The 12,870-nt window shown below is 57.9% G+C and carries 10 protein-coding genes; 7 read left to right on the forward strand and 3 right to left on the reverse strand.

Features of this window, described 5'->3' with window-relative positions; genetic code table 11:
• Positions 1–436 precede the first annotated feature (436 nt).
• Positions 437–1,384, reverse strand: a complete 948-nt coding sequence (locus CKW20_RS26620) for a LysR family transcriptional regulator (RefSeq protein WP_095055540.1) — start codon at positions 1,382–1,384, stop codon at positions 437–439.
• Between the two features lie 162 nt (positions 1,385–1,546).
• Between CKW20_RS26620 and CKW20_RS26625 the strand changes: the two genes are divergently transcribed.
• On the forward strand, positions 1,547–3,064 hold the full coding sequence (locus CKW20_RS26625; RefSeq protein WP_095055541.1) for a CoA-acylating methylmalonate-semialdehyde dehydrogenase: 1,518 nt from the start codon (positions 1,547–1,549) through the stop codon (positions 3,062–3,064).
• Positions 3,065–3,074: 10 nt separating this feature from the next.
• A complete protein-coding gene (gene mmsB, locus CKW20_RS26630; RefSeq protein ID WP_095055542.1) occupies positions 3,075–3,962 on the forward strand; it encodes a 3-hydroxyisobutyrate dehydrogenase in 888 nt (295 codons plus the stop codon).
• Between the two features lie 121 nt (positions 3,963–4,083).
• Here the strand turns inward: mmsB and CKW20_RS26635 are convergent, their stop codons facing one another.
• Positions 4,084–4,428 carry a cupin domain-containing protein gene (locus CKW20_RS26635; RefSeq protein ID WP_095055543.1) on the reverse strand — a complete coding sequence of 115 codons (345 nt, stop codon included), beginning with the start codon at positions 4,426–4,428 and terminating at the stop codon, positions 4,084–4,086.
• A 568-nt stretch (positions 4,429–4,996) separates the two neighbouring features.
• Here CKW20_RS26635 and CKW20_RS26640 point away from each other — a divergent pair.
• The 5 genes from CKW20_RS26640 to rfbA all read left to right on the forward strand — a co-directional run bounded on the left by CKW20_RS26640 (position 4,997) and on the right by rfbA (position 11,550).
• On the forward strand, positions 4,997–5,968 hold the full coding sequence (locus CKW20_RS26640) for a DapH/DapD/GlmU-related protein (protein WP_095055544.1): 972 nt from the start codon (positions 4,997–4,999) through the stop codon (positions 5,966–5,968).
• A 38-nt stretch (positions 5,969–6,006) separates the two neighbouring features.
• Complete coding sequence (locus CKW20_RS26645; protein ID WP_256585144.1) at positions 6,007–7,215, forward strand: hypothetical protein; 1,209 nt, start codon at positions 6,007–6,009, stop codon at positions 7,213–7,215.
• 22 nt (positions 7,216–7,237) lie between these two features.
• On the forward strand, positions 7,238–9,415 hold the full coding sequence (locus CKW20_RS26650; RefSeq protein WP_095055546.1) for a prenyltransferase/squalene oxidase repeat-containing protein: 2,178 nt from the start codon (positions 7,238–7,240) through the stop codon (positions 9,413–9,415).
• Positions 9,416–9,479: 64 nt separating this feature from the next.
• Positions 9,480–10,562: a dTDP-glucose 4,6-dehydratase gene (rfbB, locus tag CKW20_RS26655; RefSeq protein ID WP_095055547.1), complete on the forward strand. Its 1,083-nt coding sequence runs from the start codon at positions 9,480–9,482 to the stop codon at positions 10,560–10,562.
• Positions 10,563–10,626: 64 nt separating this feature from the next.
• Complete coding sequence (gene rfbA, locus CKW20_RS26660) at positions 10,627–11,550, forward strand: glucose-1-phosphate thymidylyltransferase RfbA (RefSeq protein WP_095055548.1); 924 nt, start codon at positions 10,627–10,629, stop codon at positions 11,548–11,550.
• Between the two features lie 48 nt (positions 11,551–11,598).
• On the opposite strand, the gene CKW20_RS26665 is transcribed toward rfbA, so the two are convergent.
• On the reverse strand, positions 11,599–12,744 hold the full coding sequence (locus CKW20_RS26665) for a CE1758 family FMN-dependent luciferase-like monooxygenase (protein ID WP_095055549.1): 1,146 nt from the start codon (positions 12,742–12,744) through the stop codon (positions 11,599–11,601).
• Positions 12,745–12,870: the final 126 nt, after the last annotated feature.

Here is a 12,870-nt window from a genome sequence, read left to right on the forward strand (position 1 = left end):
GTCAATGCAGTCAAACTACCAGTGAGTAAAATTCCTTGTCATCGATTCGCTGGAGTTCACTTGTTGCCTAAAGCGAGGTTGGCGCGTGTGTACTCCGAGGCAGGCAAGGGCCAACGGCGAAATTACGTACTTACCGAAGATCTGTCCACTGCTTACTTCTGTTGGTTCTCTGGTTGTGGTCGTGTAGGCCCCTTAGCGGGAATTTGATAGAAATTTCCGAGACATCACCTCATTGATTCATTACAGCGTAGGTTCCCCCGTATGCCCTCGCGCAGGTGCCCACACCGATGCCCGCATGGGGTCCTAAACGCGCCCATGTACGCCACTGTAAGAACCTTTTCGACTGTCACAAGTGCTGTATCAACCCCTGTCACAAACCGTTGCCAAGGGGCTGCTGACCTCGTTACGATGAGGCTCCCTTACTCCTTGTAGATTCTCAGTCTGCAAACCGAAGGACATGCGTTTCGCCCAACAATAACGGGCGGTTAAGCTCGGTGACGGCACGGATGTAATCCCACAACAACGTGATCCGCTTGAGCTTGCGCAGGTCCTCCCGGCAGTACATCCAGAACTGCCGGGTAATGGTGATCTCTTGCGGCAACACCGGCAGTAATCGCGGGTCCTGAGCCGCCAGGAAACACGGCAGAATCGCCAATGATCGTCCCTGCTGAGCTGCCACGAACTGCGCGATCACACTGGTGCTGCGCAGATTGGCACTCGCACCGGGCAACACATTAGCCAGGTACAGCAGCTCCGAGCTGAACGCCAGATCGTCCACATAACTGATGAATTGATGCTTGCCCAAGTCTGCCGGGCGGCGGATCGGTGGGTGCTTGTCCAGGTAATCCTGGGTCGCATACAGCTGCAATCGGTAGTCGCAGAGTTTGCAGCAGACATACGGGCCGTGTTCCGGCCGCTCCAGCGCGATGACAATGTCTGCCTCGCGCTTGGACAGACTGATGAAGTGCGGCAGTGGCAGGATGTCCACCGAGATCGCCGGGTAGGCGTCGACGAAATGGCTCAGCTGCGGGGTGATGAAAAAGCTGCCGAACCCTTCGGTGCAGCCCATGCGCACATGCCCGGACAACGCCACGCCTGAGCCCGAAACCTGCTCGCAGGCCATGTGCAGGGTGCTTTCGATCGACTCGGCATAACCCAGCAGCCGCTGGCCTTCGGCAGTCAAGACGAAACCGCTGGTCCGGGACTTTTCGAACAGCAATGTGCCCAACGCAGCTTCCAGCGAACTGATGCGTCGCGACACGGTGGTGTAGTCCACCGCCAAGCGCTTGGCCGCGGTGCTGGCCTTGCGAGTGCGGGCAACCTCGAGGAAAAACTTGAGGTCATCCCAGTTCAACGAGCCTAAAGACGTGATGTTTTTTTGCATGATGGACCGGCTTTTATGTGCGTTCTTATTAGAAGTTTGCACATCTATACTCCAAAAACAGTCCGACAACCAATTCGCGACACACGCCTCATCTCAAGGCGACTTTCTCGCCTTGGCTCCCAAGATAGCTCTCTTAATAAGAACAACGTCCCGGAGACCAACATGAACGCATCGCTAGAAACCACCGTGCAAAAGGTCAAATTGTTGATCGATGGCGAGTGGGTTGAATCCCAGACCACCGAATGGCATGACATCGTCAACCCGGCAACCCAACAAGTGCTGGCCAAAGTCCCATTCGCCACAGCCGCCGAAGTCGATGCTGCCATCAGCGCCGCCCATCGCGCCTTCCAGACCTGGAGGCTGACGCCGATCGGCGCGCGGATGCGCATCATGCTCAAGCTTCAGGCGTTGATTCGCGAACACTCCAAGCGTATTGCCGTGGTGCTCAGCAATGAGCAGGGCAAAACCATTGCCGATGCCGAAGGCGATATCTTCCGCGGCCTGGAAGTGGTCGAACACGCCTGCTCCATTGGCAGCCTGCAGATGGGCGAGTTCGCCGAGAACGTCGCTGGCGGTGTCGATACCTACACCCTGCGTCAGCCGATCGGCGTCTGTGCCGGCATTACCCCGTTCAACTTCCCGGCGATGATTCCGCTGTGGATGTTCCCGATGGCAATCGCCTGCGGCAACACTTTCGTACTCAAGCCGTCCGAACAGGATCCGATGTCGACCATGCTGTTGGTGGAACTGGCCATCGAGGCCGGCATTCCGCCGGGTGTGCTCAACGTTGTTCATGGCGGCAAGGATGTCGTGGACGCTCTTTGCACCCACAAGGACATCAAGGCTGTTTCGTTCGTCGGTTCGACCGCGGTCGGTACGCACGTCTACGACCTGGCCGGCAAACACGGCAAGCGTGTGCAATCGATGATGGGCGCCAAGAACCACGCCGTTGTGCTGCCCGATGCCAATCGCGTACAAGCGCTCAATGCGCTGGTGGGGGCTGGTTTCGGTGCCGCCGGGCAACGCTGCATGGCCACGTCCGTGGTGGTGCTGGTGGGCGCGGCCAAGCAATGGCTGCCAGACCTGAAAGCACTGGCACAGAAACTTACAGTGAATGCCGGCAGCGAGCCGGGCACTGATGTTGGTCCGGTGATTTCCAAACGTGCCAAGGCACGGATTCTCGATCTGATCGAAAGCGGCATCAAGGAAGGCGCCAAGCTTGAGCTGGATGGTCGCGACGTTACCGTTCCAGGCTTCGAAAAAGGCAACTTTGTCGGCCCGACCCTGTTCTCCGGTGTGAAACCCGATATGCAGATCTACACCCAGGAAATCTTCGGTCCAGTGCTGGTGGTACTGGAAGTCGATACCCTCGATGAAGCCATCGCACTGGTCAACGCCAACCCATTCGGCAACGGCACGGGTTTGTTCACCCAGAGCGGTGCGGCGGCGCGTAAATTCCAGACGGAAATCGACGTCGGCCAGGTCGGCATCAACATCCCGATTCCGGTACCGGTGCCGTTCTTCAGCTTCACCGGTTCCCGTGGTTCGAAGCTCGGCGACCTCGGTCCGTATGGCAAGCAAGTGGTGCAGTTCTACACTCAAACCAAGACCGTCACCGCACGCTGGTTCGACGATGACAGCGTCAACGACGGTGTGAACACCACCATCCACTTGCGTTAAGGAGCCGGACATGAAAATCGCTTTTATCGGTCTCGGCAACATGGGCGCCCCAATGGCGCGCAACCTGATCAAGGCCGGCCATTCACTGCGCCTGGTCGATCTGAACAAAACTGTGCTGGCAGAGCTCGAGCAACTGGGCGGCAGCATCAGCGCTTCGGCACGTGAAGCGGCTCAAGATGCAGAGCTGGTGATCACCATGCTGCCAGCCGCTGTGCATGTGCGCAGCGTCTGGTTGGGCGAAGACGGCGTGCTGGCCGGGATCGCCAAGGGCGTGCCCGCCGTGGATTGCAGCACCATCGATCCGCAGACGGCGCGCGACGTTGCCGCCGCCGCCGCCAAACAAGGCGTAGCGATGGCCGATGCCCCGGTCTCTGGCGGTACCGGTGGTGCTGCGGCGGGGACGCTAACCTTCATGGTCGGCGCCACCCCTGAACTGTTCGCCACCCTGCAACCGGTACTGGCGCAGATGGGCCGCAATATTGTCCATTGCGGCGAAGTCGGCACCGGGCAAATCGCCAAAATCTGCAATAACCTGCTGCTGGCGATTTCCATGGTCGGTGTCAGCGAGGCCATGGCCTTGGGTGATGCGCTGGGGATCGACACGACGGTGCTGGCGGGGATCATCAACAGTTCCACCGGGCGTTGCTGGAGTTCGGAGATGTACAACCCGTGGCCCGGCATCGTCGAAACGGCGCCGGCCTCGCGTGGCTATACCGGCGGTTTTGGTGCCGAGCTGATGCTCAAGGATCTGGGGCTGGCCACTGAGGCGGCACGTCAGGCGCACCAACCGGTGGTGCTCGGCGCGGTGGCGCAGCAGTTGTATCAAGCGATGAGCCAGCGTGGGGAAGGTGGGAAGGACTTCTCGGCGATCATCAATAGCTATCGAAAACCGCAGTAAAGTTTTTCGGCAAGCGGGTTTTTGTGACGAGGAGCAAGCTCTCTCGCCACAGGGTCATGTATCGCTCTTGAAAACCTATTTACCGGGAGATCACGTCGGGTGATCCCCCGGTTTTTTTGCATCAGGCAAACACGAAATACTTACGCACGGTCTCAACCACTTCCCACGTGCCTTTCATCCCTGGCTCGATGACGAAAATATCACCGGCGCGCAGGTGGATCGGTGCCATGCCTTCGGGAGTGATGACGCAGTAGCCTTCCTGGAAATGGCAGTATTCCCACTTCACGTATTCCACGTACCACTTGCCCGGCGTGCAGATCCAGGTGCCCATGATCTTGCTGCCATCTTCGCTGGTGTACGCGTTGAGGTTGACGGTGTGCGGGTCTCCTTCCAGTTTTTCCCATTTGCAGGCGTCGAGCACGGGCAGCGGATGGGTATCGCGTAGGACGGTGATAGGTGCGGGCATGTCAGCTCCAGGCTAGCGGCAGGATTGAATGACCAGCCTATCGTCGGGAGGGGGCACCCGGATGTCTGGGGTCGACATCCAGTTACCTGTAAACGCTGATGCGAGGGCCTGTGCAGAGACTGTTTCGCACTATTGCTGTGCGTGTATGACAGTTTTACTACAGCGGCGCACCATAAAAGTTCAATACATTTTTAGACGCAAACGAAATAACCAGTCAGACACCTATTGCAAAACAAAATTGTCTGTACTATAACATTCGTACTAGCGGACTTTCCCGCCAATGGAGCTACCTTTTAGTCACGGACAGACTTTATTCAGCTTTCTCTATCATTAATTACTGACTTGGTCGTTGGCTCAAGCGCTGCTGTCTATCTGTTGTTATTGGAATGACGATGTAGCAGTGAATGAACAGTTAATTAAAGTTGCGCAGACGCAATGTCATGCGTGCTTTGAGAGTGCGAAAGAAACAAATAGTCAATTGTTGTTTGTGCACGAGCGGAGATGTCCGCGGGGTTTCTGTGTGCATTAAATCATCATGCATCCCGTATCAATGGAATGAGGCTTTACTGTGGATGACACTAATGTAGTCGAAGTTTCAACGACGATTGATTCAGGCAGTGAACTCGGTCGGCATGTATGGATTCGTGCCGCCAGCCGTCTGCAAAATGTACAACTGGGTAATGACTGCTTTGTCGGCTTCAAGTGTGACTTGAAGTTTGTCTCCATCGGCAACTCAAGCATGCTGGCTACCGGCGTGCAGTGTCTGGGTATTGCTCAATCACCGATCCGGATCGGCGCAAACGCCTGGCTCGGTGCGAAGGTTACGGTGAAAGCCGGTGTCACCATCGGGGCTGGCGCGGTGGTTGCCGCAGGCGCTCTGGTGGTCTCGGATATTCCGCCCGATGCTGTCGCGGTAGGGCGCCCCGCGCGCGTTATCGCCTATCGCAATGTGGTGGAGGATGGCTCGCCGAGCCCGGAACGCGTGCTGGCGAAGGTGCGGGAGCGGGCTCGTCAAGGCATGCCTTCATTGCTCGACCGGGCCTCGTTGTCCGTTGCCCGACTCAAGACACTGAACCCGGATACCCAAACCTGGGATATCAGTGAAGACACGCTTATCGATGCCGAATTGCGCGGTGGTGCCTCGGTGGAAATCGCGCGGGACTGCATCCTGATCGGGCGTAGTGCGCGCCAGGGCGGAATGTCGCAATTGGGTGGCATCGATATTGGAACCGGGGCTTCGTTGGGTGAAGGCATCGTCATCGAGGCCGCAGGCGGAGTCACGATCGGTGACTTCAGTGAGTTGGGCGCACGAGTCACTGTCGTTACCTCTTCACACGATCATTCATTTCGTTCACTGCCTTGGGAGGAGGCCCCTGTACGCATTGGAAGTCGCTGCGTTATTGGTGAGGGAGCAATCATAGTTGGTCCACTGAGTATCGGTGATGGTGCCGTTATAAAACCCTACTCAGTGGTTATAAGGGATGTATTGGAAAACACTGTGGTCAATGGCGTTGTTCAACTAATGGAGATTCAGGAATGATTTTATTTGCCCCCAACCCAACCGGTTCCGGACATAACATGCGGGCTCTTTCCATCGCTCAGGCGATAAAGAAACAGCGTCCGGATATGGCGCTGACCGTGGCGCTGGCTTCCTTGCAACCGACCTTTACGCCATTGTTTGAAAAGGCCGGCGTCGAGGTGGTGGATATTGCTGGACGACTGGTCGATTATTCGAAAAAGAGTAACTTGTCGAAAGAGCTGGACTGGGCCAATTACATTGGTGGTTATATCGCCAATACCTTTTTGTCCGGTGAGCGAATCCTGTCTTACCTGGCGCTGATCGCGGAATACAAGCCGGCGGTGCTGGTGTCGGACTACAACATGGCGGCCTGCCTGGCGGCGATTTTCAGCGGTACGCCGCTGGTATTCGTGACCGAGCGTTATGACTTCACCCTCTGCCAACTGGAAGACAGCGACCTGGCCGACGGCGGATTCGAAGTCAACGCCCTGGAGATGGCCAGAGCCCGCACGGCCCTGCACAGCCAGTTCTCCTGGATGATCAATCAGAGCCAACTGGTCCTGACCGACAAACCCTATGTCGCTTCCCTCGATCAAGGCACTCCGGTTGCCGAGGCCTTGAGTGCCGGCAAAGCACACTTCGTCGGGCCGATGATCCGTGACATCAAGGTGCAAAGCGGCTTGAACGTGCGCGCCGAACTGAACCTTGGCGACTCGCCGTTCATTGTCGCCTCCATCAGTGGCACTACGATGTTCTCGCAAAACAAGGAAGCGCTACTGGCGGCGTACCTGGAGAGTTTCAAAACCCTGCGCGAGCGCAATCCCGAGCTGAAAATGGTGCTGCTGGGGCGTCAGGATATCCAGGCCCAGGAAGGCGTGATCTGCGTGCCGTACTACCCGGACTGGATGGGCTTGTTGCGTGAAGCCAGTCTGCTGATTTCGGCCCCAGGCTGGATCACCGTGACGGAAATTTCAGCGCTGAACATTCCTACATTGTTCGTCCTGCCGTCGAAATCGGAATACCACGAACTCGAGGCCCTACGTCGTCTGGAGCTTCTGGGTTTCCCGACCCATCTGGGGCACGACCAGCACCGGATCGTTGAGTTGGTGGCGGGCGAGCTCGAAAAAAATACCAACGCAGCCGATTACTTTGCCCCTCATCAACAAGTGGCCGCCCCGGACGGCGAAGGCGCTGCCCGCGCTGCCACGCGGATTATCGAGTTGTGCCAGGACGCCATTGTCCCGTTGACCGAAAGCAAAGCTGCCTAACCTCAAGGAAGAGGGATACACCATGTCGCTTCATCCACAGTTCCTTTTTGATCAAGGCCTCAAAGACGCCGAGTACGGTGGTTATTTCGCAATCACTGATGCCAGCGGGCAGGTCGCGATTTCCAGTGACAAGCAGTTGCAGGATCAGGTTGAGGTGACGCTCTACCAGGCAGCACATGGCAGCGAAGCGCAATTGCGTTTCGCCCATGAGGGCCTCATGCGTTTGTACGATGGCCAGCACGCGGGGTTTCACGAGCTCGCCGATCGGTTCTGGACGCCTCACGGTTCGGGCCGTTGCCGGACGCTTGCGCTGCAACTGGACGCGTTGGCGGCGTTGATGGCTTACCAGCGCAAAGTGCCGCAAGACACCGCAAACCTGGGCAACATCAAGGCGATGCTGGAAAAAATCGAAACGGTCTATAGCCGATCGGTCGTGGCAGGGATGTACAGCAGTGACTGGTCTGAACCGCTGGAACTGGCCACCTCGATCGAGCTGGACATCAGCGCCGTCAACTTGCTCGCGCTGATCGGCACCGATTCGCTGGGTGCCGGCCTTGTCAGGCATCTTGAAGTGCATGCCGAAAACCTGATCGCCCGCGTCGCCGGCAGTGATAGCGAGCAGGGCGTCGATGTGGCGTTGAGCCGCTGTGCCGTGCGGGCGCAGACCAGTCTTGCACTGGTCGGATTGTCCAACGTTCGTGATGACAATGCATTGTCGAATCTGGCCCGCTCGTTTCTCAAACAGACCTTGGCGTTGTTCCGCGATCCGGCCTATGGCGGGTTCTGGGACCGGGTGTGTATCAACGGCAAAGTGCGGGTCGATTGGCACACGTCTTATAAGAAGCACGAGTCGCCCTTTCCGATCAAAACGGCCTATGACGCAGCGTTGCTGTTGCAGGCGATTGAGGCGTTTCCGGCTGATGCGCATGACCTCGATCGGGCTGGCGTGACGGCGGCGTTGCTGGACTTTCACGACAGCCGCAACGGTGGGCTGTTTATGGGCAAAGGCTATTTCTGGTCGACTCCCAATGACCCGACGGTGCCCTTCATTCGGCAATTCTGGGCGGCGCCGCGCCAGCCAGGCGTGTTCACCATCGGCAATCTGACGTACCTGCCGTTGCATTTGAAGAGCCTGAAAACCCAGCTCGCCGCCGCGCAGGCATTGCAGGCGATCCAGCCAGCCACGGCGGTGCATCATCACGATGACGCGGCACTGGTGGAGCAGGGGCTGGAGAGCATCGATGGCGGTGGTGATGTGCAGGACATTCATCCGGCAGCCGTGCCGGCAATCAATGTTGATTTGAAGCGTTATCTGGCGTGGCTGTCCCAGGCTCGGGCCTCTTGCGACACACCGTACGGGTTGACCGCTGAAACCGCTCCGCTGGGGTTCCGGGCAGACAAGACGTGGCAGGTGTTTTCCGGCTTGCATGTGATTTCGGATTTGCACGCCCTGGGCATCGAGATTGAAAACAAGGCGAGCCTGATCAACTGCATCAAGTCGTCGCAAAACGCGGACGGTGGCTTTGCCGAACAGCCGGGGCATCTCAGCGATGTGTTCGCCAGTTATTGCGCAGTGCTGTCACTGCGGGTGCTGGGGGCGCTACCGAATGATGTCGAAGGTTGTGTGCGTTACTTGCAGGCGTGCCAGAACCCGGACGGTGGTTTCGGCGATGTGCCGGGTTATGTCTCTGATATCTGGCACACCAACCTGGCGGTCTTGTCGCTGCATGCGCTCGGCGCTCGGGCACCCGACGAGCAGGCTGTGCAGGCTTTTGCGCTGCGATGCCGCACCGCCGAAGGCGGGTTTGCCAACAAGCCGGGTTATCCGCCGGATGCGTTCTCGGTGTACCGCGTGGTTTCCACGCTGTTCATCCTCAATAAACGCATCGTCGATGCACAGCAGACCGTGGCGTGGCTGCAAAAACTGCAACAGCCCAATGGCTCGTTCCATTACCGGCCCGGCAAGGCCGTCAGCCTGGTGGGCACCTACATGGCCATCGCCGCGATGTATTTGCTTGATGCCCAACCTCACTACTTGCAAGCGTCGAAGGACTGGATCGCTGCCCATCAAAAACAGGATGGCGGTTTCGGGCCGCTCAATTCGACATCGGCCACCACCGATGAAAGCTTTGTCTGCATTCAGACCTTGCTGATTCTGGAGAAAGGCTTGAGCCAGTACTGGGTGGCTTTGCTCAACTGACCGATGGCTCGATGGCAGACGCCATCGATGACTGTGAATCATCAAATGGCCAAGGGAGGCGCTGATGAAAATTTTAGTGACAGGAGGCGCGGGCTTTATCGGCTCGGCACTGGTGCGGTATCTGATCAACGAAACCGAGTGCGAAGTGATCAACGTGGACAAGTTGACCTACGCCGGTAACCTCGAGTCATTGGCCGACGTGGCCGACTCGCCGCGGTATTGTTTCTATCAAGTCGACATCTGCGACAGGAATGCGCTCGACGAGATCTTTGCGCGTCTTCAGCCCGATGCCGTCATGCACCTGGCGGCCGAGTCCCACGTGGATCGCTCGATTGACGGGCCCCAGGCCTTCATCGAAACCAATATCGTCGGCACCTACACCTTGCTCGAAGCGGCGCGCGGCTACTGGAACCGATTGGATGCGCCACGTCAGGCGGCGTTTCGCTTCCATCATGTGTCCACGGACGAAGTATACGGCGACCTGGAACCCGAGGATCCCGCGTTCACCGAAACCACCGCGTACGCGCCCAGTTCTCCGTACTCGGCAACCAAGGCCAGCTCCGATCACCTGGTTCGGGCCTGGCACCGGACGTTCGGTTTGCCGGTGGTGCTGAGCAACTGTTCGAACAATTACGGGCCGTTCCATTTCCCGGAAAAACTGATCCCCCACATCATCCTCAATGCGCTGTATGGCAAACCGTTGCCGGTGTACGGCGACGGCGGCCAGATCCGTGACTGGCTGTTCGTCGAAGATCATGCCCGGGCGTTGTATGCGGTGGTCAGCCGCGGTGAGGTGGGCCTGACCTACAACATCGGTGGCCACAACGAGAAAACCAACCTGCAAGTGGTGCACACCTTGTGCGACTTGCTGGAGGTTCGCGGTGCCCTTAAACCGGCGGGTGTGGAGCGCTTTCGAGGCTTGATTACCTTCGTCAAGGATCGTCCCGGCCATGACAAGCGTTACGCCGTCGATGCCGGAAAAATCCAGCAGGATCTGGGTTGGACGCCGCAGGAAACCTTCGAGAGCGGCCTGCGTAAAACGGTCGACTGGTACCTCGATAATCGCTCCTGGTGGACACGGGTACTGTCGGGCGACTACGCCCTGGAACGCATCGGCGAACACCAAAACGAGGCCGTCGAGGCCTGAGCGGAACCCACTTCACGGACGCCATTGCGGGCGTCTGTCACACAACTGCTTCAAGGAGAAAAGCATGGCCAAGTACAAAGGAATTTTGTTGGCGGGTGGCGCGGGTTCACGGTTGCATCCGGTGACTTTGGGCGTTTCCAAACAGTCGCTACCGGTTTACGACAAACCGATGATTTATTACCCGCTGTCGGTGTTGATGCTGGCGGAGATTCGCGAAATCCTGATCATCTCCACCCCAGAGGATTTGCCGGGTTTCCAACGCATGCTCGGCGACGGCAGTCAGTTGGGCTTGAGCTTGAGTTATGCAGTACAACCGAGCCCGGACGGTCTGGCCCAAGCCTTCATCATCGGTCGCGAGTTTGTCGGCGAAGACAACGTATGCCTGGTGTTGGGCGATAACATTTTCTATGGCGCCGGTTTCGGCGACACGCTGCGGGAAGCGGCGAGCCGCGAGGACGGTGCCACGGTGTTCGGCTACTACGTGGCCGATCCGGAACGCTTCGGTGTCGTCGAGTTCGACGACACCGGCAAGGCCCTGAGCATCTGCGAAAAACCGACTAATCCGAAATCCAATTACGCGGTCACCGGGTTGTACTTCTACGACAACGATGTACTGCAGATTGCCGCGGATATCAAGCCATCGCCACGGGGCGAGCTTGAAATCACCGACGTCAACAATGTCTACCTGGAACGCGGCAAGTTGAACGTTTCGGTGATGGGGCGCGGGTTGGCTTGGTTGGATACCGGGACGCACGATTCCTTGCTGGAAGCCGGAAATTTCGTGCATGCCATCGAAAAACGCCAGGGCCTGAAGATCGCTTGCCTGGAAGAGATTGCCTACAACAAAGGCTGGATCGACGACGCCCAACTGTTGGTGCAGGCAGGGAGCATGAGCAAGACCGGCTACGGTCAATACCTGGCCCGCCTGATCAACGATGACGTGCTGTCGGTGATGGATGCGCGGCAACCGCTCAAAGGCGTGGCCTGACTCCATTCAATGGCCCACAGCTCGATCGTGGGCCATTGAAGCGGCGGTTTATCGTCCGGTGACGCTGTCGTGTTGCGGAGTCTTGAAGCCCGGTCGCGGTTCAAGCGGTGGCGTTTGCGTCAAACGCAAACGTGCCAGGCGACCGGCATGGGTCGGTGGTTCGGCGGCTAATGGTGAACGACGCTTGCGGGTCTCTTCGCGCAATACCGGCAGTACTTCCTTGCCGAACATGTCGAGTTGTTCCAGCACGGTTTTTAAAGGAATACCTCCATGGTCGAAGAGAAAAAGCTGTCGCTGGTAGTCGCCGAAGTGCTCGCGGAACGTCAGGGTCTTGTCGATGATTTCCTGGGGGCTGCCCACGGACAACGGAGTCATCTCCATGAACTCTTCAAGGGACGGGCCGTGACCATACACCGGTGCGTTATCGAAGTAGGGGCGGAATTCCCGTCGTGCGTCCTGAGAGTTGCGGCGCATGAAAATATGCCCGCCCAGGCCGACGATGGCTTGTTCCGGCGTGCCATGCCCGTAGTGCGCAAACCGTTCACGGTAAAACTCCACCAGGGCAATGAAATGCTCGCGGGGCCAGAGGATATGGCTGGCAAAAAAACCATCACCGTAATACGCCGCTTGTTCGGCGATCTCCGGGGTACGAATCGAGCCATGCCAGACGAAGGGCGGCACGTCGTCCAGTGGTCTGGGAATGGAAGTGAAGTTCTTCAAAGGGGTGCGAAAGCGGCCGCTCCAGTTGATGTCTTCTTCGCGCCAGAGCCTGTGCAGCAATCGATAGTTTTCCATCGCCAGTGGCAGGCCGTCGACGATGCTTTTGCCGAACCAGGGATAGACCGGTGCGGTATTTCCCCGGCCAAGCATCAGGTCCATGCGGCCGCCTGCAAGGTGTTGCAGCAACGAGTATTCCTCGGCCAGCCGCACCGGATCATTGGTGGTAATGAGGGTGGTGGACGTCGACAAAATGATGCGCTGGGTTTTCGCCGCGATGTACGCCAGCAACGTGGTGGGGGAGGACGTGATGAACGGCGGATTGTGGTGCTCGCCCGTGGCGAATACATCCAGGCCGATGTCTTCGGCTTTTTGCGCGATTTGCAGGGTAGCCTGAATGCGCTGAGATTCACTTGGGGTACTGGCGTTGGTCGGGTCTTGTGTGACGTCGCCAACGGTGTAGATCCCGAATTGCATAGAGCCTCCTTGCCTTGCGTGTAGGTATGTTTGAAGCCGGTGCCTGGAGGTTAAATAACCGAGGCACTTGAAATGTACGCCTGTACACGTACAATCGCAATTCTGGATCGACGTCCAACGGACATT

The organism is Pseudomonas sp. Irchel s3b2, from assembly GCF_900187445.1.
In the GTDB taxonomy this organism is placed as follows: domain Bacteria; phylum Pseudomonadota; class Gammaproteobacteria; order Pseudomonadales; family Pseudomonadaceae; genus Aquipseudomonas.

Coding starts and splice junctions, on each gene's coding strand:
- CKW20_RS26620 (WP_095055540.1), bottom strand. CDS start 1,384: ATGCAAAAAAACATCACGTCTTTAGGCTCGTTGAACTGGGATGACCTC.
- CKW20_RS26625 (WP_095055541.1), top strand. CDS start 1,547: ATGAACGCATCGCTAGAAACCACCGTGCAAAAGGTCAAATTGTTGATC.
- mmsB (WP_095055542.1), top strand. CDS start 3,075: ATGAAAATCGCTTTTATCGGTCTCGGCAACATGGGCGCCCCAATGGCG.
- CKW20_RS26635 (WP_095055543.1), bottom strand. CDS start 4,428: ATGCCCGCACCTATCACCGTCCTACGCGATACCCATCCGCTGCCCGTG.
- CKW20_RS26645 (WP_256585144.1), top strand. CDS start 6,007: ATGCGGGCTCTTTCCATCGCTCAGGCGATAAAGAAACAGCGTCCGGAT.
- CKW20_RS26650 (WP_095055546.1), top strand. CDS start 7,238: ATGTCGCTTCATCCACAGTTCCTTTTTGATCAAGGCCTCAAAGACGCC.
- rfbB (WP_095055547.1), top strand. CDS start 9,480: ATGAAAATTTTAGTGACAGGAGGCGCGGGCTTTATCGGCTCGGCACTG.
- rfbA (WP_095055548.1), top strand. CDS start 10,627: ATGGCCAAGTACAAAGGAATTTTGTTGGCGGGTGGCGCGGGTTCACGG.
- CKW20_RS26665 (WP_095055549.1), bottom strand. CDS start 12,744: ATGCAATTCGGGATCTACACCGTTGGCGACGTCACACAAGACCCGACC.